This window comes from Hymenobacter aquaticus (assembly GCF_004765605.1).
Classification (GTDB): Bacteria; Bacteroidota; Bacteroidia; order Cytophagales; family Hymenobacteraceae; genus Hymenobacter; species Hymenobacter aquaticus.
On the sequence record NZ_SRLC01000001.1, the window covers coordinates 2,531,807 to 2,556,303 of the forward strand.

Below are 24,497 nucleotides of genomic sequence, written 5' to 3' on the forward strand. Positions count from 1 at the left end.
GGCAAAACCGGGGGGCTGAATGGTCGAAAAAGGCTGCTGAAGAAGCCGCTATTCCAGCTCCCGCAGGGCGGCTTCGAGCCGGTCGAGGTGCTGGCCGTAGAGGCGCTGCATGTACCAGCGGGTACCGTACACGGCCAGCACCTGCAGCACGGCTCCCAATACCAGGTAGGCCCCCGCCGTGATGCCCATCCGGGTCCAGCGGAAAGGTTCGGGCCGGGCCAGCTCCTGCCCTACCTGAAAGCCCAGCAGCAGCAGCAAGGCCCAGGGCCCGCTAAACAGCGTGAGGCGGTAGTAATAAGACAGTAGCCGGCGCAGGTTGGCCGTCAGGCGCTGCAAGTGGCCCTGCACGTTGCCTTCCACCGAGTCCATCTGCCGGAGCAGCCCCAGCTTGTGGTAGTAGTAGTAGAGCATAGCCGCGCTCAGCAGCAGCATAAACACCGCGTACATCTGGTAAAACGCCTTATCGGCGTAGAGCAGGAAGCCCCCCAGCCCCAGCATCATCAGCACGGTGAAGGCCAGCTCGGCGCGGGCGTTGCGGCGCATGCGGGCCACCAGCGTGCCCGACTGCCGGCTGAGCAGCTCGTGCAGGGCCGGTTCGGGCAGGGCGGGCGGCGTGCCGGGCGTGGGTTGCTGCCAGCGGCGGCGGAGGTCGTCGAGTTCCATCAGACGGGTTGGGTTAAAAGGTGGCGAAGCTTGTCCTGCACGCGGTGCATTTTCACGCGCACGTTGTTCTGGGTAATGCCCAGGATATCGGCCATTTCCTCGTAGGTGCGCTCTTCCAGGTAGAGCAGGATAAAGGCTTTTTCCACGTCGGAGAGCCGGCCGATGGCCCGGTAGAGGTCGGCCAGGTCGTCGGCATCGGGGCCCGACTCGGGCGGCGGGGCCACCTCGGGCGGCACGTCGCCCAGCCGCTCGGGGGCGGGCCGGCGGGTGCGCTGCCGCAGGTTGCTGATGGCCACGTTCAGGGCAATGCGGTAGAGCCAGGTGCTGATTTTGGCCGTGGGCCGGTAGCCGGGAAAGGCCCGCCAGAGCTGGAGCACGACTTCCTGGTAGAGGTCCTGCCGGTCGTCGGCGTCGGAGCAGTAGAGCCGGCACACCCGGTGCAAAATGCCCTGGTTGGCATTGAGCAAGGCCAGAAAGTCGGAGCTAGCGGAGGCGGGATTCACAGCAGAAGGTTCTAGCCGAAGTACACCCTATATATCGACAAGCCAATGCTGGCATTACAGCGGCCACCGAATTATTTTTCGGATGCCCTCCGCTCGTGTAATCTATTTCTGGGAATCTATTTTATTGATTTCACAGAATAGATTACACGCCGCAAATTTATTTTGTAATCTATTTTTTTAAAATTCAGAAATAGATTACAAGCCGTATATCGGTGTAGAGACGCATACTTGCGTCTCGGCGTTGAACGATGATCTAGCCCGGCAACGTCAGCAACGATTGAGACGCAAGTATGCGTCTCTACACCTGCTGCAAACCGTGCGCAGCAACGCGTACCAAAAAAAGCCCGTCTTCCACTGCTGGAGAACGGGCTTTTCAGGTAAATATCGGCGGTAAGCGGCGCGGCCTGAAGCGGTTTTCTGCTCCCCTGCCGCTTTTAGTCCCAGATGCCGTTGGCGGCGGTCAGAATCAGGGGCTCTCCGTCGGTGACGACCAGCGTGTGCTCGTGCTGGGCCACGAAGCTGCCGTCCTTGGTGCTCAGCGTCCAGCCGTCGCCGAGCTGGTGGGCGAAGCTGGCGCGGGTAGAAATAAAGGTTTCCACGGCCACCACCGAGTCTTTCTTGAAGCGCTTCAGGTTGTGGCGGTCGTAGTAGTTGGGAATTTCGCTGGGCTCCTCGTGCAGGCTGCGGCCTACGCCGTGGCCGACGAGGTTCTTGATAACCCGGAAGCCGGCTTTGCGGGCTTCGGCCTCAATCAGCCCGCCAATATCGGCGATGCGCACCCCGCCCCGGATGCGGCTGATGGCCGTGCGCAGAATCTGGCGGGAGGCATCGACCAGGGGCTGGTGCTGGTGCACGTCGGCGCCGAGCACGAATGAGCCGCCGTTATCGGCCCAGTAGCCGTCCTTCTCCGCCGACACGTCGATGTTGATCAGGTCGCCTTCCCGCAACACTTTGTGCGCGGCCGGAATGCCGTGGGCCACCTCCTGATTGACGCTGATGCAGGTCCAGCCGGGGAAGCCGTAGGTGAGGCGCGGGGCCGAGCGGGCGCCCAGCGCGGCCAGCAGCCGGCCGCCGTATTCGTCCAGCTCCAGGGTGTTCATGCCGGGCTGGGCGTACTGGCGCATCTGCTGGAGCGTGGTAGCAACGGCCGCGCTGATCTGCTGGAGGCCGGTCAGGTCGGCCTGGGAGGTGATGGACATGGCAAGGAGGTTGGAGGTAGAAACACGGCCCGCAGCGGGCAATACGCTGGCCAAACAACCTGGCAAAGATATAGTTCGAAAGGCGCGTAGCCCCCCGCGCCGGCCACTCCCCTGCGGCCGGCAAGAAAATACCGCCCCGGCCTGGGTGAAAACGCCACCGCACGAACTGCGCCATTGGCAGCCCGTGCGGTGCGTGTGTGGCTGGCTTTTTATTCCAGCTCAGCTTCTGTGCTCAACAACGGCTTTTACTGGAAATACTCCTTCACTTTCTCGAAGAAGCCCTTCTCGTTTTTGCCGGGGTTGGGCGTGAAATTCTGGGCGTTGCGCAGCTTTTCAAGCAATTCACGCTCCTCGCTGCTTACGTTCTTCGGCGTCCAGACGCTGAGGTGAATCAGCTGGTCGCCGCGGCCGTAGCCGTTCAGGTCCTTGATGCCCTTGCCGCGCAAACGCAGGATTTTGCCGGGCTGGGTGCCCGGGTCCACCTTGATTTTTACCTTCCCCTCGATGGTCGGCACCTCGATGCTAGCGCCCAGGGCGGCATCCACGAAGGAAATGTACTGCTCGAACATGATGTTGTTGCCGTCGCGCTTCAGCAGCTCGTGCGGCTCCTCTTCGATCTGAATGAGCAGGTCGCCGGGCACGCCGCCCCGCTCGGGGTAGTTGCCTTTGCCGTTCATGCTCAGCTGCATGCCCTCAGCCACACCGGCCGGGATGTTGATCGGAATAACCTCCTCGTGCAGCTGCCGGCCTTCGCCGTGGCACACGTCGCACTTGCTGCTCACGATCTTGCCTTCGCCGTTGCAGGTGGGGCAGGTCGAGGAGCTGACCATCTGGCCCAGCATCGTGTTTACCACGCGCTTCACCTGGCCCTGGCCGTGGCAGGTGCCGCAGTCCTTCAGGTCGGTGCCGTTTTTGGCGCCAGTGCCCGAGCAGGGCTGGCAGGCCACGTAGCGCTTCACCTTGATCTTCTTCTCGACGCCGTTGGCAACTTCTTCCAGGTCCAGCTTGAGCTTGATGCGCAAGTTGGAGCCTTTCTTGACGCGCCGGCCGCCCCGGCCCTGCCCGCCCCCGAAGAAGCTCTCGAAGCCACCGCCGCCGAAGATGTCGCCGAACTGGGAGAAGATGTCCTCCATGTTCTGGGCGCCGCCGCCGCCGCCCATGCCCTGGTGACCGAACCGGTCGTAACGGGCGCGCTTGTCGTTGTCGGACAAGACTTCGTAGGCCTCCGCGGCTTCCTTGAACTTGTCTTCGGCCGTGGGGTCGTCGGGGTTTTTATCGGGGTGAAACTTGATGGCCACCTTGCGGTACGCCTTCTTTATCTCCTCAGCCGAGGCGGTCTTGGCGACGTCCAACACCTCGTAATAATCTCGCTTCGTTGCCATTGCTGTGTATTGCTAATCGTCATGTCGAACGAAGTGAGACATCTCGCGTGCTGCCGTTGCCACGGTAACCAAGTTACCATTGCATGCGAGATGTCTCACTTCGTTCGACATGACAAATGCTCTGTATTAGGCTCCCAGCACCACTTTGGCGTGCCGGATTACTTTGTCGCCTAGGTAGTAGCCTTTTTCCACTTCGTCCACCACCTTGCCTTTCAGGTCCTCGGAGGGAGCCGGAATCTGGGTAATGGCCTCGTGCAGGTCAGCGTCGAAGGCACCGCCCTTGGTTTCCATCGGGGTCAGGCCTTTCTGCTGCAGGGTTTTCTGGAGCTTGCCCGAAATAATGTCGATGCTTTCGCGCACGGCCGAAGCGTCCTCCGTGTCTTTGGTATGGTGGCGGGCCCGGTCAAAATCGTCGAGCACGGGCAGCAGCGCTACCATCAGCTCCTGGTTAGCGGTTTTGAACAGGTCGGTCCGCTCCTTGGCGGTGCGGCGCTTGTAGTTATCAAACTCGGCGGCCAGGCGCAGGTACTTGTCTTTGAGCTCGGCCAGTTCGGCGTCGGTTTTGGTCGCACCGGCTTTGGGCGCGCCGCCGTCGGCAGGTTCTACCTCACCCAGATCGGGCGCGTTGGGGTCTTCGGGCAATTCGCCAGCCGTGTGGTCAGGTTCAACGGACAGATTGTCGTCCTGGGGCAGGGTGGTATCTTCAGCCATTTTCGTAAATATTCGTCGGAAAGGGTTTTTCACGGGATGTTGCCGTTGGGCTACGCTGAGGGCACAAGGAGTTTGCCAAAGCGGGTTGGGCTGTCATTGTGGCATTTGGGCTACCCGAGCTATTTTGCACACGAGAAGCCCAACATCGAAGTAGTAGTATATGATTCCCAGCCATTCCCTCATGATTCCCCTCAGCGTTGTCTATGTGTTGTCTAATCCTGCGATGCCTGGATTGATAAAAATCGGACGCACCAACCACGACAATGCTAAAACCCGCATTGATCAGCTCTATACAACGGGAGTACCGGTGCCTTTTACGCTAGAGTTCGTCTGTAAAGTCCCCAACTCGGAAGAGGTTGAAAAAGCACTACACACAGCCTTCGCCCCTTATCGAGTCAATCCTAAAAGAGAGTTTTTCAGTATCGACGCCAATCAGGCCATAGCCATCCTCAAGCTTCTCCACGTTCAGGACGCTACCCCTGAAATAGAAAGTCAACCTAGTACGCTGGATCAGTCTGAGATAGATGCTGGCGCGCAATTGAAAAGAAAGCGTCCCAACTTGAATTTCGAGGAAATGCAGATTCCAATCGGCGCCATTCTCACTTGTTCGGCCAATCTTGCTTCTGCAAAGGTGACGGCCTCCAGAAAGGTAGACTTCAATGGCGAAGAAATGTCACTCACCGCGGCCACCCGCCAAGCGTTGGGAATTGACTATAGCGTAGCACCCTGCCCGTACTGGATATTCGATGGACGCTCTTTGAGCGACATTTATGCGGAGACGTACGGCCAATCAGAGTAACTGCCTCGCCTTACTCCTTGGCGTGCAGGGCCTGCCAGATCATGTCCTTGAGCTGCATGATGTTCTTGTTGGCCAGGCTGGAAATGAAGATGGTCGGCAGGTCGGTCGGCAGCGTCTCGCGGATTTCAGCTTCCAGCTCGTCGTCAATCAAATCGGCCTTGGTGATGGCCAGTAGGCGCTTTTTGGTCAGCAGCTCGGGGTTGAACTGCTCCAGCTCGCTGAGCAGCACCTGATATTCGGCGGCAATGTCGTTGCTGTCCACCGAAATCATAAACAGCAGAATGGAGTTGCGCTCGATGTGGCGCAAGAAGCGCGTACCCAGCCCCCGCCCTTCGGCTGCGCCCTCAATGATACCCGGAATGTCGGCCATCACGAACGACTTGTAGTCGCGGTAGGCCACCACGCCCAGGTTGGGCACCAGCGTGGTAAAGGCGTAGTCGGCAATCTTGGGTTTGGCCGCCGACACCACCGAGAGCAGCGTGCTTTTGCCCGCGTTGGGAAAGCCCACCAGGCCTACGTCGGCCAGCAGCTTAAGCTCCAGAATCACGTACTCGTCAACGCCGGGCTCGCCGGGCTGGAAGTAGGTCGGGGCCTGGTTGGTCGACGATTTGAAGTGGTCGTTGCCCAGGCCTCCCCGGCCGCCGGGCGTCAGAATCAGGCGCTGGCCGTGCTCGGTGATTTCGAGCTTTTTCTCGCCGGTTTCCGCGTCGCGGGCAATGGTGCCGAGCGGCACCTGGATGATGATGTCGTCGCCCTGGGCGCCGGTGCGCAGATTTTCGCCGCCATTTTCGCCGGCCTTGGCAATCAGGTGCTTCTGGTACTGCAGGTGCAGCAGGGTCCAGAGCTGGGAGTTGCCTTCCAGGATGATGTGGCCGCCGCGGCCACCGTCGCCGCCGTCGGGGCCGCCGTTGGGCAGACCTTTGGCGCGGAAGAAGTGGCCCGAGCCGGCCCCGCCTTTTCCGGAGCGGCAGTTGATTTTGACGTAGTCGATGAAGTTATTGGAAGCCACGGCGGGAGGGAATTAAGAAGTAAGAAGTAGAAATCAGGAATTGAAGGCAATTCGAAACTCCTGCTTCTTAAAGTGAGCTGTCTAAAAAAAGGCTGTCATCCTGAGCAAAGCGAAGGACCTTACGACAGCCGAACGATTCGTTCCAGCGTGATAAGGTCCTTCGCTTCGCTCAGGATGACAGAAATATTCTGCCGCTACCTATGGGGTAGCAGCCGCAAAGTTACGCTTTTACTTCGTCTGCCGCCGTCTGGCTGTCGGCAACGGAAGTAGCCGGCAGGTGCTGATCCACGATTTCGCAGATCTGACCGAAGATATCGTCGATGGCACCGATGCCGTTGAGGCCGTGAAATTTGCTTTGCTCGGCGTAGTAGCCGGCTACCTGGGCAGTTTCGGTGTTGTATACCGTCACGCGCTTCCGGATTTTGGTTTCGTCCTGGTCGTCGGGGCGGCCACTGGTTTTGCCGCGCTCCAGCAGGCGCTTTACCAGCTCTTCCTCGGCTACTTCCAGGGCAATCATGCAGCTCACGCCGGTGTCGTAGCGCTGGGTGAGGGCGTCGAGGCTCTGGGCCTGGGGCACGGTGCGCGGGAAGCCGTCGAAGATAAAGCCGGCGGCCGTGGTGTTGCTGGCCAGCTGGCTTTCAATCATGCCGATAACCACTTCGTCGGGTACGAGCAGACCTTCGTCCATGAGCTTCTTCGCCCGCAGACCAAGTTCGGTTCCTTGCGTAATCTGGGAGCGAAGCAGGTCGCCAGTGGAGAGATGCACGAGGTTGTAACGGGCAATCAGCTTCTGGCTTTGCGTTCCTTTGCCGGCGCCGGGAGGGCCGAAGAGTACGATATTGAGCATAAAGCGGGGTATTTCGCGGGGAGAGGAAAAGCGGAGGGAGTTGGGAAAGATAACAAATCGGAAACAAAAGGCTCCTTACGGCCGCCAACTTGTTTTGGGTGTGCCCATGGGGTTAGACGGCAGTGTATACGTCGGGGTAGTTGCGGCCTAAGCCATCATAATCAAGGCCGTAGCCCACAATGAAATCGTTCGGGATGCTCAGGCCCACGTAGCGCAGCCCCAGCTCGTGCTGCAGGCACTCGGGCTTGAGAAACAGCGTGGCCACTTCCAGGGAAGCCGGCTTTTTAGCCTGCAACAGCTCCAGCAACGACTTCATGGTGTGGCCCGTGTCCACGATGTCCTCCAGGATAATCAGGTCGCGGCCGGCCACGTCTTCCTGCAGGCCCATGATTTCGCGCACGGTGCCGGTGCTGGCAGTGCCCTCGTAGGAGGCGACGCGGATAAAGGCTATTTCGCAGGGCAGCTGAATTTCCTTCAGCAGATCGGCTACGAACATGAACGAGCCATTGAGCACTGCTACGAAAAGGGGCTGTTTGCCAGCGTAGTCGCGGTTGATGGAGGCGGCTACCTCACGCACGGCCGCCGTGATTTGGCTGGCGGTCAGGTAAGGAGCAAACTGCTTGTCGTGCAGCGAGATAGTGGACAATGGCATCCGGGTGGGGTTGGTCCTCAGGGCAAAATGCGGGTCAAAGGTAGTACAAAAAAGCTGCCCCTCCGGTGAGGAAAGGCAGCTTATCTGTGGGGTAAGGCGGCGGGCTGGGGCCCTAGCGGGTTTCGCGCAGCAGCACGAACAGAACTTTGGTCGCCTCGGGGGCCAGCTCGGCGTAGCGCACCTTGGGCTCCAGGCTCAGGGCGGGCCGCTCGACGGGGCGCGGAGCCACGGCCCGCTCGGGGGCGGCAATGTGGGGCGCAATCACCAATGACACGATGGACATGAGCTTGATCAGGATGTTCATCGACGGCCCGGAAGTATCCTTGAACGGGTCACCGACGGTGTCGCCGGTCACGGAGGCTTTGTGGGCATCGGAGCCCTTAAACTCCATCTTGCCATTCACCAGCACGCCCTTCTCGAACGACTTCTTGGCGTTGTCCCAGGCGCCGCCGGCGTTGCTCTGGAACATGGCCATCAGCACCCCCGACACCGTGACGCCGGCCAGCGTGCCGCCCAGCACTTCGGGGCCGAAGGCAAAGCCGATGATGATGGGCACAATCAGGGCAATGGCCCCGGGCAGCATCATCTCCCGGATGGCGGCCTGGGTGGAAATGGCCACGCACTTCTCGTACTCGGGCCGGCCGGTGCCTTCCATAATGCCGGGAATCTCGCGGAACTGCCGCCGCACTTCCTGCACCATTGCCATAGCGGCGCGGCCCACGGCCGAAATAGCCAGGGCCGAGAAGATAAAGGGAATCATGGCGCCCACGAACAGGCCGGCCAGCACCCGGGCGTTGCTGATGTCGATGCTGGAAATATTGGCCGTACCCATAAAGGCGGCAAACAAAGCCAATGAAGTAAGGGCGGCGGAGGCAATGGCGAAGCCCTTGCCGGTAGCGGCGGTGGTGTTGCCCACGGCGTCGAGAATGTCGGTCCGCTCGCGCACTTCCTTGGGCAGCTCGCTCATTTCGGCAATACCGCCGGCGTTGTCGGCAATGGGCCCGAAGGCGTCGATGGCCAGCTGCATGGCGGTGGTGGCCATCATGCCGGCGGCGGCAATGGCCACGCCGTAGAGGCCGGCAAACTCAAACGACAGCACGATACCGGCCGCCAGCACGATGATGGGCAGCACCGTGGACTCCATGCCCACGGCCAGGCCGCCGATAACGGTGGTGGCGTGGCCCGTGCTGCTTTGCTGCACGATGCTGTTCACCGGGCGCTTGCCCATAGCCGTGTAGTACTCCGTGATAATGCTCATCAGCGTGCCGACAATCAGGCCCACCACGACGGCGTAGAACACGTCCAGCGAGGTGAACGGCACCGAGCCGGCCCGGCCAATGACCAGCTCGCCGGGGGGCAGCATCCAGCGGATGATAAAGAAGGAAGCAATGCCCGACACGATAACCGAGGCGTAGTTGCCGAAGTTGAGGGCGGCCTGCACGTTGCCGCCTTCCTTCACGCGCACCAGCAGAATGCCCACCAGGGAGGCCACGATGCCCATGCCGGCAATGACCATCGGCAGCAGAATCGGGGACAGGCCGTTGAACTGGTCGCCGGCGGCTACTACTTCGCGGCCCAGGACCATCGTGGCCAGAATGGTGGCCACGTAGGAGCCGAACAGGTCGGCGCCCATGCCGGCCACGTCGCCCACGTTGTCGCCCACGTTGTCGGCAATGGTGGCGGGGTTGCGGGGGTCGTCCTCGGGAATACCGGCTTCCACTTTGCCCACCAGGTCGGCCCCGACGTCGGCGGCTTTGGTGTAGATGCCGCCGCCCACGCGGGCAAACAGGGCAATGCTTTCGGCCCCGAGCGAGAAGCCGGTGAGCACCTCCAGGGCGGTTTCCATCTCAATGCCGTTAGCGCCGCCGCCCTTGCTCACCACGAACAGTTGGTAGAACACGATAAACAACGAGCCCAGCCCCAGCACGGCCAGGCCGGCCACGCCCATGCCCATCACCGAGCCGCCCGAAAACGACACGTTCAGGGCCTTAGCCAGACTGGTGCGGGCCGCCTGGGCGGTGCGCACGTTGGCTTTAGTGGCAATTTTCATCCCGATAAAGCCGGCCAGGGCCGAGAAGACGGCCCCAATCAGGAAGGCAATGACGATAACGGGGCTGGATTTTTCGCCCGTTGTGCCCAGGTAGCCCAGAAAGGCGCAGGCAATGAGGGCAAACAAGGCCAGCACCTTGTACTCGGCGCGCAGAAAGGCAATGGCGCCGTCGGCAATGTAGCCGGCAATGGTGCGCATCCGCTCGTCGCCGGCGTCTTGCCGGCTCACCCAACCCGAACGAACCCACGTGTAAACAAGGGCCAGCACGCCCAGCGCAGGCGCTACGTAGAGAATATTCATCATAGAAGCGTGATGGGATTTTAGGAAGGTGGTGGTAGTTGGAAAAGCTTTGTGCTTGTAAAATAGAGGTTTTACAAGCAAATCCAACTCCGTACGCTCCCTTATATCCCGGCGCCCCTATACTTTGCGGAAGTAATTAACGGACACCCGCTCGGTGTACCAGTAGAGCAGGTAGCTGCCGATGGTGACGACTGGCGCTCCTGCCCTGCTTACAGTTGTTGCATCAGCACCTGATAGAGGGCCAACATGCTGGCAATATCCCGCTTATCTACCAGCTCGTCAGGCGAATGCACGTGGTCTTCGGGGGCGCCGATGAAGCACCAGTCCCAGGGCTGGGCCCCGTGCTGCAGCTCCTTGGCGTCGGAGCCGCCGCTGCCTTCCACTTCCAGCTGGTGCGGAATACCGGCCTCGCGGGCAATGCGGCGGATACGGTCCACGTAGGCGCGGCGCGGAATCAGGGAGTCGCGCAGGGAGATGACCACGCCCTGCCCGGGGTGCACGCCTTCCGTTACCCAGGTAATGTCGGAAATCAGGGCCTGACGCACCCCGTAGGTTTCGTAGATGTACTTGGCCAGGTACGCTACCGAGCCGCCGCCGTGCTCTTCCCAGCAGCTGAAGACCAGAATGCCGTCCTCCAGGGTTTCGGCCAGGCGCAGCGCATTCCAGACGCCAAGGCGGTTGTCGAGGTAGCACGACTGCACGGTGGTTTCGGTTTCGCGAAAGTCGCAGGCGAAGGTTAGCTCCGTGCCCCGTTCTATTTCGCGGGTGAACTCATAGCCCAACTCGCCCGTTTGGGTATCGACGGTAAGAGTACAGGCAATATCCCCCTGCGCGTCGTGGCCCACCAGGCGGTAGCCGGTTTCGGCGCGGGGGCCCCCGATACGCACCAGCTCTTGCCCGTAGCGAACCGTAAACCCGATACTGTCGATATGCGCGAACACCGCCGTCCGAGGCTTACCAAATACCAGAATAATGCAATCCTGAAATCCTTCCCCGGATAACACTTCCGGTTGGACGCGCCACGTACTTTGCTGCTGAGCAATGTAGTTTAGGAGGAATTTAGTGAGTGGGGCCTCATTGCCAGCCGGAGCAGCTATTTGGCACAAGGTACGTAGAAGGTCCATTGCAGCGCGTTTATTCGTCCAAATCTAGGATAAAAGTCATACTTTAGCTTCTCTGTTGCGAGGCTTTGGGTTAGCGAAAGCCGCCCGCTCGCCCGCCACCATCCGCTCCCATGATCCAAAAACTCCGTTTTATCCTGTTGCTCCTGCTGCTGCCCCTGGCGGCGCGGGCCCAGCAGCCCGATACAACCCGTACGCCCGCTCCCATCCGCAAAATCGAGCTGGAGAACGTGGACATTGCGCCCGGAGCCGTCGATACCAAGGGCTGGCTGCTGCTGGACAAGGATATTCAGACGGAGCTGGAGGGTGCGGTGCAGAACCTCTACAACTTCAAGTACGACAAGGCCGAAAAGCAGTTCCGCTCCCTGCGCCGCCGCTACCCCCAGCACCCGATGCCGTACTTTCTGCTGGGCCTAAGCGCCTGGTGGAAAATCGTGCCGACCAACGTTCAGACCAAGATTTACGACAAGCCGTTTTTCGCCTACATGGACACGGCCATTACCTACAGTGAGCGGCTGTACGAGGCGGATAACAAGAACTACGAAGCCTGCTTTTTCCTGTCGGCCGCCTACGGCTTTGATGCCCGCCTGAACGCCGAGCGCAAAAACTGGCGCAAGGCCACCGTGAGCAGCAAGCGCGCCCTCGACTACCTGGAAAAAAGCAAGGAAGCCAACGGCCTGAGCCCGGAGTTCCTGTTCGGCCAGGCCCTGTTCAACTACTACGCCGTCTGGATTTCGGAAAATTACCCTTTGCTGCGGCCCGTGCTGCTGTTTTTCCCGAAGGGCAACCGCGCCCTGGGCTTGCAGCAGCTCAAGAGCGTGGCCGACAATGGCTTTTACACCGGTCTGGAAGCCAAGACTTTCCTAATGCGCATCCTCAACAACGAGGAAAACAACACGGCCGCCTCGATGCCGGTGGCGCGCTACCTTGCTTCCAATTACCCCGACAACGCCTACTTCCAGCGCTTCTACGCCCTGCTCTGCTTCAACGAGGGCAACTTTCCGGAGTGTGAGCGGGTGAGCCGCGAAATTCTGGACAAGCTCAACCGCGGACTGCCGGGCTACGAGGGCATCAGTGGGCGCTACGCCACCTATTTCCTGGGCTGGCTGATGCAGAACAAGTATAAGGACCGGGCCAAGGCCAAAGACTATTACCAGCGCAGCATCGTATTCGCGGAAAGCACTGGCGACACCAGCGGCGGCTTCTATCTGTATGCCAACCAGAAGCTGGCCCAGATTGCCGATAAGGAAAAGGATACCCAGGCGGCCCTGCGCTATTACGCCGTAGTAGCCGACAAGGCCGAGCACAAATCGGCGGAGTACAAGGAGGCCAAGGCCTACGTGAAGAAGAACAAGAAATAAGGGGGTTGTACTCCTTCGTCGAATGGAACTACAAGACCTGCTGCTGACGCCTTTTTACCTGGCCATCTTCTACGGCATTGCCTACGGCGTGCGGGGCAAGGTTACGAATGCCTTTACGCGCCGGTATTTCATTCCGGCCCTGACCTTGAAGTTCGTGGGGGCCATTGCCCTGGGCGTGATCTACCAGTTCTACTACGGCGGCGGCGACACGTTCAACTACACCAAGCACTCGACCATCATCTACAACGCCTTCGGGGAGTCGCCGACGGCCGCCATCCGGATGATTTTTTCCCACGGGGAGTTCGATGCGCTGACTTCGCGCTACACCAGCCAGATGCCTTGGTATACCTCGACCACCGAGTTTTTTGTGGTGCGACTAGCCGCCATTGCCGCCCTGCTGAGCTTCAATACCTACTCGGTTATTGCCCTGTTTTTCGCCGGCCTGAGCTTCAGCGGCATGTGGGCCATGTACCTGACGTTCGTGCGGGCGTATCCGCTGCTCTACAAGCGCCTAGCCATTGCCACGTTCTTTCTGCCGTCCGTGTTTTTCTGGGGCTCGGGCGTGATGAAAGACTCCATCTGCATCGGGGCGCTGGGCTGGGTGTTCTACGGCTTCTACCACGCGGCCGTGCTCAAGCGAAACATGCTGTTCTCGGCGACGGTGGGCTTGCTGGGCGCCTACGTCATCATGACGGTGAAGGTCTACATCCTGCTCTCCTTCATGCCGCCGGCCCTGCTCTGGATATTTATTGAGAACAACCGCCGCATCAAAAGCGCCGCCCTGCGCGCCATTCTCAAGCCGTTCTTCCTGCTGCTCGGCGTGGGGGCGGGCTACCTGGGCGCTACCAACCTGACGGCCGACGACGACCGTTTTGCCGTGGATAAAATCGGGGAGCGGACCAAGATCAACCAGGAATACCTCTACGGCCTGACCAAGGACCAGGGCTCGGCCTACAACATCGGGGCCATCGACGGCAGCCTGGGCAGTATCGTGACGGTTGCGCCGCAGGCTATTGTGGTGGCTTTATTCCGGCCGTTCCTGTTCGAGGCGCGCAACCCCGTGATGCTGCTCTCGGCTTTGGAAGCCACGATGTTCATCTACCTGACGGTGATGATGTTTTATCGAACGGGCGTACTCAAGAGCTTCCGGCAGATTGCCAGCACGCCTCTCGTCACGTTCTGCTTTCTGTTCGCCATCGTGTTTGCCATCGGGGTGGGCACCAACAGCGGCAACTTCGGCACGCTGGTCCGCTACAAGATTCCGCTGATGCCGTTTTACCTGGCGGCGCTCTACATCATGCAGTTTCAGGCAAACAGCGCCAAGAAATTGGGCCGGTTTGCCTCGACCGAGAAGCGGGCCTCGATGGTAGCCCGGGCCGCCTGACCAAAGCGGGTGCGCAGGTCGTGGTCCTGGAGCAGCTTTTCCAGTCCCTGGTACCAATCCTGGTAGGAAGCGCAGATGTAGCCGTTCACCCCGTCGGTTACCACTTCACTGTTCATGCCCACCGGCGACACCATAGCCGGCACGCCCAACGCCATGTATTGCAGGGCTTTAAACGCGCACTTGCCCTTGGCCCACGGGTCGTCTTCCAGCGGCATCAGGCCAATGTTGAAGGTCAGCAAATCGGCTATTTCGGTGTCTTTGCGCCAGGGGCGGAAGGATAAGGACTTGAGCGGCAGTTGGGGCTCCTGGTTAGATATTACCCGGAACTCGAAGGCGTAGTGCTGCTCCAGCTCGGCCAGCACCGGCACCACCTGCTCCAGGTACTTCATGGTGGAGTGCGTGCCCGTCCAGCCGATAACCAGCTGCTCGGTGCGCTGATCCTTCACCTGGTTGTGCAGGTTCACGGTGTCAATCGTGGTGGGGTTAACAATGGCGTTGGGATTGAACTGCCGGGCGTAATCCCGCAGATACGTGTTGCCACAGCTGATTTTGTAGGCCCAGCGGCAGATGCTGCCCACCTTGTGGTGCCACTTCACTCCGGCCACGATGCTGTTGGCCGCCGACGTATTCGGAATCCAGATGGCGTCGTCGAAGTCGTACACGATCCGCTTGCCGAAGAGTTTGGCAATAATCCACTCGAAGATGGGCGGCCCGATGGGCGAAGCTTCGCGGTGAATGAAAACGAAATCGGCCTTCGGCACGGAAAACAGCAGCAGAAAGCGCCGCAGAAACCCGCCGATGATGCCCAGGGCCTTGCTCAGCGTGTGGCCCGGCTTGTAGAGAATACTCCAGGTGTCTTCCGAAATAAACGGCTCCAACTGGTAGGTGTGGCCCGCGCCGGCCAGGAAATGCAGGTACTGCTCGAACCGGAACCGCTGAGAAGGAGCTTTGCCGGGAGGATACGGCACCAAAAACAAAATATGCATAAACAGAGAAGTAGCCCGTAGGCAGTCGTATACGAAGCGAGCTGCAAAAGTACGCTAACTCCGTGCAAGACCCTACTGCTGCTCCGGCAGCCACAGGTGAAACACCAGCTGCCGCTCTACCAGGGCAAAGCCCGCCTGCTCATAAAACCGGCAGGCCGCCTGATTCGCGCCCTGCGTGGTAACGCGCAACGCCCGAAAACCCGCTGCCCGCGCCTGCCGGTAGGCGCCGGCCAGCAGCGCCTGCCCGATGCCCCGCCGGCGCCACTGCCCGTCTACCGCCACCAGGCCAATAGCCAGCTCCGCACCCTGTTCTTCGAGCGTAAGCAGGCCCTGCGCACCCTGGCTGGCCCCGGGCTGATACGCCAGTACCATCCCGTTGGCCAGCGCCTTGGCCAGCCACTGGGCGTACAGCTGCTCGAACTGGCCGGGCGCGAAATGGGGGTCGGTGCGGAAGCGCGAATATTCCCCGCTTTGCACCGCCAGGGCCGTCAGTTCGGGGGAGGCAGTGGGGCCCGAAATCCGCCGCACGGCTGCGGGCACCACCGGGAGCCGGGCCGGCAAAGCCCGCGCATAGACGCGCTTGTCGTCGGCAGGGTGCAACCCCAGGGCTTGGGCCGCTTCCCCCGAAACCACATCTTCGGGGCTTACAAACCAGTACAGCAACCGCCAGCCCTGGCCGCGCGCTTGAACCAGCAGCTCCCGCAGATCCTCCGCCAGTAAGCCGGTCCCGACGAGCCGGCCGGTGGGAAAGCCGAAAAAGGCGCTGTCCCACGCCAGGGGAATAATAGAATGGTGGGCAGTCATAAGTCGTGGCGGGTATGGGAAACGGCAGCGCCCGGGGTGGCTGATGGCGGCTGCCGGACGCGGGCCGAGTATATTCGCCGGGCAACGGGCGGCTCGTATTACCTTTGGCAAAGTAGCGGCTTATTTTCGGCTGCGGCCCGGCTTTTTCCGCCTGTTCTCTCTGCTTCCCTCCTGCCCCCGTATGCCCACTGCCCCCGTCAGGCCGCTTTTCTCAGTTGTCAGCCCCGTGTACCGGGCTGAGCACCTGTTGGCGGAGCTGGTGCAACGGCTGCATACGGCCCTGGCTCCGCTGACCGATTCCTACGAAATCATCCTAGTCGACGACAGCAGCCCGGATGGCAGCTGGCGCCGGATTCAGGAGCTGGCCGCGCGGGATGCGCGCATCCGGGGCCTGCGGCTGAGCCGCAACTTCGGGCAGCACCACGCCATTACCGCCGGCCTCGATGTGGCCCAGGGCGAGTGGGTGGTCGTCATGGACTGCGACCTGCAAGACCGGCCCGAGGAAATACCGGCCTTGTACCAGCGCGCCCGGCAGGGCTACGACGTGGTGCTGGCCAGCCGCACGGCGCGCCAGGATGGGTGGCTTAAAACCAGACTTTCCCGGGGATTCTACGCCCTGCTCTCCTACCTTACCGGCACCCGCCAGGATGCGCAGGTGGCGAATTTCGGCCTCTACCACCACCGGGCCATTGCGGCCGTGGGACAGCTGCGGGAAAGCATCCGCTACTTCCCCACCATGATTCGCTGGGTGGGCTTCCGGCAAACGACCGTGGCCGTGCAGCACGCGCCCGAGGGCCGGCCGGGCACCTACAGCTTCGCGCGCCGGCTGCAACTGGCCACCGACGTTATCCTGGCTTCTTCCGACAAGCCCCTGCGGCTGCTGGCCTACCTGGGCCTGCTGCTCTCGGGCGGCGCGTTTCTGCTGGGACTAGTTACGCTGATTCGCTACGCCGTGGGACAGATTACGGTGCCGGGCTACACCAGCCTGCTGCTGGCCATCAGCTTTTTCTCGGGCCTGATTCTGCTGGCCCTGGGCACGGTGGGTTTGTACGTGGGCAAGATTTTCGAGAGTGTCCGCCACCGGCCGCTCTACATTGTGGAGGCGACTACCTGAGCTATGGAGCAGCCGTTTATTCCGTTTAACAAGCCTTTTCTGGCCGGCCAGGAGCTGGTGCACATCCAGCAGGCGCTGGCCCACGGCAAGCTGTCGGGCAACGGCTACTTTACCCAGCACAGCCAGCAGTTTCTGCAAGCCCGCTACGGCCTGGGCCGCGCCCTGCTAACCACCAGCGGCACGGCGGCCCTGGAAATGGCGGCCCTGCTGCTCGGCATCCAGCCCGGCGACGAGGTCATCGTGCCCTCGTTCACGTTTACTTCCACGGCCAATGCCTTCGTGCTGCGCGGGGCCACCATCGTCTTTGCCGACAGCCTGCCCCACCACCCCAACCTGGACACCGACCAGGTAGCGGCCCTGCTCACGCCCCGCACCCGCGCCATCGTGCCGGTGCACTACGCCGGCGTGGCCTGCGACATGGCCCCGCTGCTGGCCCTCAGCCGGGCCCACGAGCAGCTGTTTATCGTGGAAGACGCGGCCCAGGCCATTGAGGGCCGCTACCACGAGCAGCCGCTGGGGGCGGTGGGGCATCTGGCCGCTTTTTCTTTCCACGAAACTAAAAACATCATCTGCGGCGAAGGCGGCATGCTGGCCATCAACGACCCGGCGTTTGCGGCGCGGGCCGAAATACTCTGGGAAAAGGGCACCAACCGGGCCGCGTTTTTCCGGGGCGAAGTGGCGCGCTACCAGTGGGTGGACGTGGGCTCCTCGTTTCTGCCCTCGGAGCTGAACGCGGCCTACCTCTGGGGCCAATTGCAGCAGCTGGAGGCCATTCAGGAGCGGCGCACTGCGCAGTGGCAGCGCTACTACGAGGCCCTGCGGCCCCTGGCCCGCCAGGGCTGCTTCGCGCTGCCTTTCGTGCCCGACTACGCCCGCCACAACGCCCATATCTTCTACCTGCTCTGCACCGGCCTTGCGGAGCGGGACGCGCTGATTCGCCACCTGGGCCGGCACCAGATTCTGGCCGTGTCGCACTACCAGCCTCTGCACGCCAGCCCGTTTTACCGGGCCCGGCACGACGGCCGCCCCCTACCCCACGCCACGGCCCACGCCGAGCGTCTCGTGCGGCTGCCGCTCTACTACGAGCTGAGTTCGGCTGAGCAGCAGCAGGTTATTGCGGCGGTACAGCGCTTTTACCTGGGGCCTCCCGCACGCTAGCGCGCGAGAAAACCGCACATTGGCAAGCCGAAGCCCGTTACAGCTGCGCGAAAATCGTGTCGACGGTCGGCAGGTACTGACTCAGGCCCCGGTACTCGATGCCAGCCTGCCGGCATTTTCGGCGCAACGCCTCTTTGTCGGTCGCCAGCAGCTGCGCTACCTGTGGATATACCCGTACTGCCTCCGCCTGCGTGAAGCTGCTCACGACCACGCCCACGCCGTACTTTTCGGCCACCAGATCATCTTCCGAAACGCCAGCGCACACCAGATACGGCAGGCCGCAGCACAGGTACTCCCCTACCTTAATGGGCGAGCGGAATTTCTGAGACGGCTGCGACGGGACGGCCACCACCCCGAAGTCGGCGGCGGAAATGTAGTCCTGCACCTGCTCGTAGGGGCTGCGCGTGATGGTGTAGCTGGTTTCGGGCAAGCCTTCGGCCTGCATCAGACCGGCAATGTGGGCCGGAGCATCGGGCGACACAATCAAGAAAAAGAGGGCTGGATTCTGCCGGTAAAATTCCCGGAAGAGCACCGCTATTTCCCGGTCGTAGTAGATGCCGCCAAACTTGCCCAGGTACAGAATGACCTGCTTCTGGGCCGGAATGTTGTATTTAGCCCGAATCCGGTCCCGGCCTTCGGGGCGGAAGAAAATCTTGTTTTCATCAATGCAGCTGGGCAGCTTATACACCTTGGCCGGCGTGCCCCATTCCTGCATCCGCCGCACCATATGCACCGTGCCGGTCGATAGAATATCGGCGTGCATCCCGCTGAGACGCTCCATGTAGTGCAGCCCCCGGTACGCCAGGCTCGATTCGGGCCATACATTGCAGTCGAGCATAAACTCGCTGTGGGGCTCGTACTGGTAGCCGTAGTAGCGCAGCCCCAGCACTTTGGCCATCATGAAGGCAAACGAGCCCGCCACCGTACCCAGCCCGCTGATGCTACGCGCGCCCACCCCGATTCGCAGCTTGAGTACCAGCAGGAACCCCACCAGCAGATCATAAGCTTTCTTGAGCAGCTTGAAGCTGCCCGAATGCCATTGGAGCGGGTGCCACTCAATGTTGTAGGTCGCCAGATCGGCCCGCACGTGCGCGGCCTGCTCTTCGCTCAGGGCGTAATCCTGCTGCTCGTAGGTGATAAGGTGCAGCCGCAGGTCGGGTTGCTGCCGGCCGACGTGCTGCAGAAACAATAGCAGATTGCCCTTAAACAACGGGTCGTTAAAGCTATTGTAGACGTAGATAATGACGTGGCGCAGTTTCATTATGTGCTTGGTTGGTTGAGCAGAGCTTCCCACTGCTGCATAATCTTGCCGGGAGCAAAATCCTGCACCCGGCGGTGCGCTTGCGCGGCATAGTACGTACGTTTCTGCTGATTGGCCAACAGTCCCGTCAGGGTCGCGGCCCACACGGGCGCGCTGTGGGCCAGGACCGGCCCCGCGCCTAGCAGGGGCAGCAGCAGGCCAAACTCGGCCCACTCCGGCGCGCGGGCGTAGTCGCTGGCCGGGGTTTGGGGCGCCAGAATCTCGCGCGGGCCCGTGGGGCAGTCGGTCGAGGCGACGGGCACGCCGCAGGCCATAGCCTCGCAGAGCGCCATCGGAAACCCTTCGGTGGACGAGGAGAGCAGCGACACCGACGCCCGGGCAATGTACTGGAACGGGTTGCTCTGAAAGCCCAAGAAATACACGTCGTAGTCGGCCGTCATGGGCGCCTCGTTCCACACCTGCCAGGCGCGCAGCCCCAGCTCCTGGCAGCGCTGCAGCAGCTCGGCGCGCAGGGGCCCGTCGCCGAGCAGCACCAGCTTGGCCGTATGCTGGCCGCCGGCGCGCATGGTGCTGAGCACTTCCAGCAGGGCCGTCTGGTTTTTTTCGCGGGCCAGGCGGCCGGCCGTAATCAGCACGGGGTGCTCGTCGAACAGCTTTTGCTCGACGGGCAGCAGCGGCTCCTGACTGCGCTGCCGGATGCCTTCCACGTCGAAGAAGTTGTTGATGGTCTGCACCTTCTGCGGCGCCAGGCCAAACATGTCAATCAGCTCCTGGCGCAGGTCGCGGCTCACGGGCACGATACGGTCGGCGGAGCGGTAGAGCAAGGGCATCAGCAGGCGGCGGCGCACCCAGCCCAGCGCCCCCCGGATGTTGGGGTCGTGGCGCTTGGAGTTGTGAATGCACAAGAGCACCTGCTCGGAACCTTTGCTGAGCAGGTTCAGGTAGTCGGCGCCTTCCAGGTGGCTGATGCACACGTCGATGCGGTGCTCGCGCTTGAGCTGCTTCACCCGCTGAATGCGGCCCACGAAGCTGCGCAGCTTGCCCACCAAACCGGTACCGGCGGGCACGTCCAGGGCCACCAGGGTATTGGCCGTGGGAAAGGCGACGTCCGTGTTGCTGTCGAACACGCACTCGACCACGTGGTGGTGCCGGGCCAGCTGCTGGCCGTGGTCATGGAAAACCCGCTCGGCCCCGCCGTAGGTGAGCTGAGGAATGAGCAGCAGAATATTTTTACGCGCGGGCGTCGAGGAGTTCGTCATACACTTGGCGGCTTACAAATGCCGCAGCACGTAGCTTTTCAGCAGAAATTTACCCTGGAGCTTGGCCGGCACCCGGTGATGCTGGGCCAGGGGCTGGCGCCGGTATTCGCGCAGGGAGTTGACGCGCTTGTCGGGGTTGAGGTAGCAGGTCAGAAACCACCGCTCGGCCACGCAGCGCAGCATGGCAGCGGGGTCGGCGTAGCGGCGCGTCTGGTTGAAGGTGTGAATCTTCCAGAGCCAGGCGTGCACTTCGGCCAGGGTAATGTCGCCGAGGGTGAAGGGGAAATACGATATGGTGTTGTGCACGTGCAGCTCCCGCTCCGTGAAGGGAATGCCGAACACGCGCAGCTGCCGCTCCCGGATCTGGTTGGACTTGGCGTTGCGCCGGGCGTGCACGTCGGCCTTCAGCGTCTGGGGCAGGGTGCGGTAGTGCAGCAGAATCTCGGGCTGATTCACGATGTCGGTGACCTGCGCGAGGCGGGCAATAAACTCGTAATCTTCGCCAAAGGTGTCCTGAATCGTGTCGTCGTAGCGCAGGCCGTGCTCTTGCAGCAGGGAGCGGCGGAAAAAGGCCGTGGGGTTGGCCACCGGCATGTTGAACAGCATAAAGCTGCGCACCGCGTCGGCCGACAGCGGGTACTCATACACGATGTCCGACTCGCCGAAGCACTTCATGAAGCTGCTGGTGAGGCCCACCGTGGGGTTCTGCTCCAGAAAATCGACCTGGGTTTGCAGCCGGTGCGGCAGGGCCACGTCGTCGGCGTCCATCTTGGCAATGTACTTGCCGCGGGCGTACTCGGCGCCGTAGTTGTCGGTAAAGGAACGCCCCCGGTTCTGCTCGTTGGCCAGCACCGTCACGCGCGGGTCGGTTTCGTAGCTGCGGGCCACCGCTAGGCTTTCATCCCGGGAACAGTCGTCGACGATGATCAGCTCGAAGTCCTGAAAAGTCTGGTGCAGGATACTATCAATGGCGGGCCGCAAATATTCCCCGGCATTGTAGACGGGAATAATTACGGAAACGAGCGGCGGCTTTGTGGTAGGCATAATAGCGCAAAGGTACGGCGTCCGGCGCAATAACCCCTACCGGCCCGTAAGTTGCCCGCCCGGCAGCGTCAGCCCGCTTCGGCCCGGCCCACGCTCGAAATCCGCCTTAGCCGCCGCTGCCCAGCAGTTTGTGCATCACCCAGTTGGCCAGCGTGAATTTGGGGTTGCCGGTGTTCACCCAGTTCACAAAATCGTAATCGGGCAGGGAGTTGAGGAACATGTGCGCCCCGTTGGTGGTGTACTGCGGCACCACCACGGCCGTGGCGGCGCCGGGCACGGGCTCTTTCACCAGCAGCAGGCGGCGGTAGGGCATCTGCTCAAACTCGCGCACCAGCTCGGGCGTGGCCCCGTCCTTGCTGCCGTCGAACTTGACCAGCAGGTTGTCCCAGTTGATGCGGGCCACGCGCCGGGTCCATTTCTCGCGGGCTTCCTCCGGCGAATGGTAGTGCAGAAAGCTGATTTCGACCTTGCCGCCCAGCGTAGCCAGCGGGTACGGGTTTTTCGCCCGGATCTGGTTGATGACCTCGTAGCGGGACGTGTCCTGAAAAACCAGCTCCTGGGTTACGTAGAATTTCGGGTCGCGCAGAAACTCGATGAAGCACGGGCCCATCAGAAACAGCCCGATGAAGGGCGTGTTGAAGGGCCGGTCCAGGTACTTATACACCTCGGCGCCCCAGCAGTCGTTGGAGAAAACCGTGAAATCCGGATTGGTTACCAGGCGGCGCTGGCGGCGCTTGGCTTCGAAGCGTCGTTTGCCGGCAATCCGGTTGGCTACTTTATTCAACAGCGACATCGGGCAGGGAGCTTAGGCAGTGAAACGGGTACTTAAGACACGACTGGTACTTCGGGGTTGGGCAACAGCTAGGCTACGCTCTGCGCCACGGGGTCAGCAGGGCCGGATAATCGACCACCAGCTCGCTTAGCCGGATGGCCAGCATCCGCCGGATTTTGTGGCGGTTCCAGCTGAAGTCGTCGTAGCGGCGGCGGTATTTGGCCGGCACCTTCTTCAGGTAGCGAAAGTACAGATCCCGCAGCTTATTCTCCCCCAGCATGCTCCAGGGCTTGTTCTGGGTGGTGTAGTGCAGGATAACGGTTTCCTGCAAAACGCTCCTGAGCTTTTTGCGCGGCTGATCCCGCGGAATCTCCGGAAACATCCGGTTGAACCGGCTGTCGAGCTTCACCCAGCTCTGGGCCAACACGGCGTTGAGGGCATCCTGGTCGGGGTAGAGCAGCAGCTCCGAGTTGGTGCGGATGAAGGCAATAGCCTGGTTGGTAACGTCGCGGGCCAGCCACTGGGCCCGGTCAATCAGCAGTACGCCGGAGTTGAAGTAGCTGTCGGCCTCGAAGATGCCCAGCTCGGGCCGCGCGGCCACAAAGTCGCGGACGGCGGCCACGGGCAGGCCCTGCATATCGGTGGCAAAGAGGCTGCGCAGCTTGCCCAGCACGATGATGTCCGTATCCAGGTACACGAACCGCTCAATGTCCGGCGCCATTACCAGCGGGAACAGCAGCCGGTAGTAAATGGAGGCCGTCCACCAGAGCGTGGGCGGCAGCACGAAGTCGCGGCCAAAGCTGTCCTCGATGTCGTAGTAGCAAATGGTGCTGGCGTAGGAAGCCACGTAGCTTTTCAGCTCGTCCTGCTCGGTGGCGGCCAGCCCCGTGGCAATGGCATGAATCACAATGGATTCGTGCTGATTATTCTCGAAAATAGAGGTAAGTAACGCATACACAGGCGTCAGATAGTTTTCATCGAAAGCTATGGCAATGTGCATCCTGTTACTGGCGGTACTCATCGGCGTTGGGTGTGGTGGGCGTATTCGGCGGCGCAGGCAGGCTAGCTACCGGCCAGCCGCTGCCGCAGGGCGCTGATCTGCCGGAATACGTTGACTGCCTCCTCCCGCTGCTTCAGGGACGTCTGGAAGTTGTAGTACAGCCGCAGGGTTTCAAAATTGCTGATCAGCCCTTCCTGGTTGCGGCGGAAGGCGGCGTTCAGCAGGTTGCCGGGCTGCTTGGCCATCTGGGCGGCCAGCCACACCAGCCGCTTGTTGTAGAGGAAGCGGAACTGGCTTTCCGTCAGGTCGGGGTTGCGGAAAATGAAATAGTACACGATGCTGGTGAGCTGCGAGGAAGCCGTGCCCTGCCCGATGCGCAGCAAGTAGCTCCAGGTGAGGCGCTCCTTGAACATGAAGTGCTTGAAGCGCAGCCGGTCGTCGTACCAGAGCTTGTAGCCGGCCAGCTGCAGGGCGTCGCCCAGCTCCACGTCTTCCCCGCTCACGATGATTTTGCCGCGCTTGGTGGAGGTGGTGAACTTAAAGCCGTGGGCCACCAGCTTCAGCCACGCCGACTTGCGCACCACCGAGCCGGCCCCGTAGAGGTAGCCTTCGTGGTCGGGCAGCGGGCCGCTCTTGCCCCCGTTCTGGGGCCCGACGGCGTACACGGCCTGAAACGTGTCGAACCAGGCCGGAGCCGGCACTTCGAACATGCCTTCGGCGTGGCCGCCCAGCACCCCGATTTCGGGGTGGGCACTCATGATTTCGTCGACCAGCGCCAGGTAGTTGGGGGCAATCCAGTTGTCGTCGTCGATGATGACGATGTTCTCGTAGGCCGCGTCGTTGAAGCCCCGGATCAGGGCGTTTTCCTTGCCGGCCACGGGCTCTTCCAGCACCCGGAAAGGCACCTGAAACCCCAGGCTGTGCTGCAGACCTTTGGCGACTTCCACCGTGTTGTCGGAGGACGCATTGCTGATGAGCAAAACCTCCCAGGCCACGGCGCTGCTCACCTGCTGAGCGGCGACGTAGCGCAGGGTATCGGCCAGGCGGTTAGCGCCGTTGTGCGTGCAAATCAGAACAGTTATTCCGTTCACGTTTTTCAAGGATTAAATGGAGAAACG

At 61.4% G+C, this 24,497-nt stretch carries 23 protein-coding genes; 5 read left to right on the forward strand and 18 right to left on the reverse strand.

Features of this window, described 5'->3' with window-relative positions; genetic code table 11:
• Window positions 1–48: 48 nt before the first annotated feature.
• The 5 genes from E5K00_RS10530 to E5K00_RS10550 all read right to left on the reverse strand — a co-directional run bounded on the left by E5K00_RS10530 (window position 49) and on the right by E5K00_RS10550 (window position 4,458).
• Complete coding sequence (locus E5K00_RS10530) at window positions 49–663, reverse strand: hypothetical protein (protein ID WP_135463177.1); 615 nt, start codon at window positions 661–663, stop codon at window positions 49–51.
• Window positions 663–1,166 carry an RNA polymerase sigma factor gene (locus E5K00_RS10535; protein ID WP_135463178.1) on the reverse strand — a complete coding sequence of 168 codons (504 nt, stop codon included), beginning with the start codon at window positions 1,164–1,166 and terminating at the stop codon, window positions 663–665. Before E5K00_RS10535 ends, E5K00_RS10530 begins: the two co-directional genes overlap by 1 nt.
• A gap of 434 nt (window positions 1,167–1,600) precedes the next feature.
• The gene (map, locus tag E5K00_RS10540; RefSeq protein ID WP_135463179.1) at window positions 1,601–2,365 is read right to left on the reverse strand and encodes a type I methionyl aminopeptidase; all 765 of its coding nucleotides are present in this window, start codon (window positions 2,363–2,365) and stop codon (window positions 1,601–1,603) included.
• A 245-nt stretch (window positions 2,366–2,610) separates the two neighbouring features.
• On the reverse strand, window positions 2,611–3,747 hold the full coding sequence (gene dnaJ / locus E5K00_RS10545) for a molecular chaperone DnaJ (protein ID WP_135463180.1): 1,137 nt from the start codon (window positions 3,745–3,747) through the stop codon (window positions 2,611–2,613).
• 126 nt (window positions 3,748–3,873) lie between these two features.
• The gene (locus E5K00_RS10550) at window positions 3,874–4,458 is read right to left on the reverse strand and encodes a nucleotide exchange factor GrpE (RefSeq protein WP_135463181.1); all 585 of its coding nucleotides are present in this window, start codon (window positions 4,456–4,458) and stop codon (window positions 3,874–3,876) included.
• Window positions 4,459–4,639: 181 nt separating this feature from the next.
• Between E5K00_RS10550 and E5K00_RS10555 the strand changes: the two genes are divergently transcribed.
• Window positions 4,640–5,257, forward strand: a complete 618-nt coding sequence (locus E5K00_RS10555) for a GIY-YIG nuclease family protein (protein WP_135463182.1) — start codon at window positions 4,640–4,642, stop codon at window positions 5,255–5,257.
• Between the two features lie 10 nt (window positions 5,258–5,267).
• Here the strand turns inward: E5K00_RS10555 and obgE are convergent, their stop codons facing one another.
• From obgE to E5K00_RS10580, 5 genes are all read right to left on the reverse strand, one after another.
• Window positions 5,268–6,266 carry a GTPase ObgE gene (gene obgE, locus E5K00_RS10560; protein WP_135463183.1) on the reverse strand — a complete coding sequence of 333 codons (999 nt, stop codon included), beginning with the start codon at window positions 6,264–6,266 and terminating at the stop codon, window positions 5,268–5,270.
• Window positions 6,267–6,486: 220 nt separating this feature from the next.
• A complete protein-coding gene (locus tag E5K00_RS10565) occupies window positions 6,487–7,113 on the reverse strand; it encodes an adenylate kinase (protein ID WP_135463184.1) in 627 nt (208 codons plus the stop codon).
• Window positions 7,114–7,225: 112 nt separating this feature from the next.
• The gene (hpt, locus tag E5K00_RS10570) at window positions 7,226–7,765 is read right to left on the reverse strand and encodes a hypoxanthine phosphoribosyltransferase (RefSeq protein ID WP_135463185.1); all 540 of its coding nucleotides are present in this window, start codon (window positions 7,763–7,765) and stop codon (window positions 7,226–7,228) included.
• A 112-nt stretch (window positions 7,766–7,877) separates the two neighbouring features.
• Window positions 7,878–10,118, reverse strand: a complete 2,241-nt coding sequence (locus E5K00_RS10575; protein ID WP_135463186.1) for a sodium-translocating pyrophosphatase — start codon at window positions 10,116–10,118, stop codon at window positions 7,878–7,880.
• A gap of 206 nt (window positions 10,119–10,324) precedes the next feature.
• Entirely contained in the window at window positions 10,325–11,056 is a 732-nt protein-coding gene (locus E5K00_RS10580; RefSeq protein WP_317128878.1) for a M20/M25/M40 family metallo-hydrolase, read from the reverse strand.
• A gap of 293 nt (window positions 11,057–11,349) precedes the next feature.
• On the opposite strand from E5K00_RS10580, the gene E5K00_RS10585 reads away from it, so the two are divergent.
• Together E5K00_RS10585 and E5K00_RS10590 are read left to right on the forward strand one after the other, a co-directional pair.
• Window positions 11,350–12,597, forward strand: coding sequence for a tol-pal system protein YbgF (locus E5K00_RS10585; RefSeq protein WP_135463188.1), 1,248 nt, complete (start codon window positions 11,350–11,352; stop codon window positions 12,595–12,597).
• A 22-nt stretch (window positions 12,598–12,619) separates the two neighbouring features.
• A complete protein-coding gene (locus E5K00_RS10590) occupies window positions 12,620–13,981 on the forward strand; it encodes a hypothetical protein (protein ID WP_135463189.1) in 1,362 nt (453 codons plus the stop codon).
• Here the strand turns inward: E5K00_RS10590 and E5K00_RS10595 are convergent.
• Both E5K00_RS10595 and E5K00_RS10600 read right to left on the reverse strand, forming a co-directional pair.
• A complete protein-coding gene (locus tag E5K00_RS10595) occupies window positions 13,903–14,967 on the reverse strand; it encodes a glycosyltransferase family 4 protein (protein ID WP_135463190.1) in 1,065 nt (354 codons plus the stop codon). The two genes, E5K00_RS10590 and E5K00_RS10595, sit on opposite strands and share 79 nt — an antisense overlap.
• Before the next feature lie 72 nt (window positions 14,968–15,039).
• Window positions 15,040–15,771 (reverse strand): GNAT family N-acetyltransferase, encoded by a 732-nt coding sequence (locus E5K00_RS10600; protein ID WP_135463191.1) that lies wholly within the window; start codon window positions 15,769–15,771, stop codon window positions 15,040–15,042.
• Window positions 15,772–15,952: 181 nt separating this feature from the next.
• On the opposite strand from E5K00_RS10600, the gene E5K00_RS10605 reads away from it, so the two are divergent.
• Entirely contained in the window at window positions 15,953–16,885 is a 933-nt protein-coding gene (locus tag E5K00_RS10605) for a glycosyltransferase family 2 protein (RefSeq protein ID WP_135463192.1), read from the forward strand.
• 3 nt (window positions 16,886–16,888) lie between these two features.
• Window positions 16,889–18,043 carry a dTDP-4-amino-4,6-dideoxygalactose transaminase gene (gene rffA, locus E5K00_RS10610; RefSeq protein ID WP_135463193.1) on the forward strand — a complete coding sequence of 385 codons (1,155 nt, stop codon included), beginning with the start codon at window positions 16,889–16,891 and terminating at the stop codon, window positions 18,041–18,043.
• A 37-nt stretch (window positions 18,044–18,080) separates the two neighbouring features.
• Here the strand turns inward: rffA and E5K00_RS10615 are convergent, their stop codons facing one another.
• The 6 genes from E5K00_RS10615 to E5K00_RS10640 form a co-directional block, all read right to left on the reverse strand.
• The gene (locus E5K00_RS10615) at window positions 18,081–19,304 is read right to left on the reverse strand and encodes a glycosyltransferase family protein (protein WP_135463194.1); all 1,224 of its coding nucleotides are present in this window, start codon (window positions 19,302–19,304) and stop codon (window positions 18,081–18,083) included.
• Window positions 19,304–20,563: a glycosyltransferase gene (locus tag E5K00_RS10620; RefSeq protein WP_135463195.1), complete on the reverse strand. Its 1,260-nt coding sequence runs from the start codon at window positions 20,561–20,563 to the stop codon at window positions 19,304–19,306. The genes E5K00_RS10615 and E5K00_RS10620 overlap by 1 nt, the downstream gene beginning before the upstream one ends.
• A 12-nt stretch (window positions 20,564–20,575) precedes the next feature.
• Complete coding sequence (locus E5K00_RS10625) at window positions 20,576–21,607, reverse strand: glycosyltransferase family 2 protein (RefSeq protein ID WP_135463196.1); 1,032 nt, start codon at window positions 21,605–21,607, stop codon at window positions 20,576–20,578.
• Window positions 21,608–21,713: 106 nt separating this feature from the next.
• Window positions 21,714–22,400: a DUF1919 domain-containing protein gene (locus E5K00_RS10630; RefSeq protein ID WP_135463197.1), complete on the reverse strand. Its 687-nt coding sequence runs from the start codon at window positions 22,398–22,400 to the stop codon at window positions 21,714–21,716.
• 73 nt (window positions 22,401–22,473) lie between these two features.
• Window positions 22,474–23,400 carry a glycosyltransferase family 8 protein gene (locus tag E5K00_RS10635; protein WP_135463198.1) on the reverse strand — a complete coding sequence of 309 codons (927 nt, stop codon included), beginning with the start codon at window positions 23,398–23,400 and terminating at the stop codon, window positions 22,474–22,476.
• 41 nt (window positions 23,401–23,441) lie between these two features.
• A complete protein-coding gene (locus tag E5K00_RS10640) occupies window positions 23,442–24,470 on the reverse strand; it encodes a glycosyltransferase (RefSeq protein WP_245328287.1) in 1,029 nt (342 codons plus the stop codon).
• Window positions 24,471–24,497: the final 27 nt, after the last annotated feature.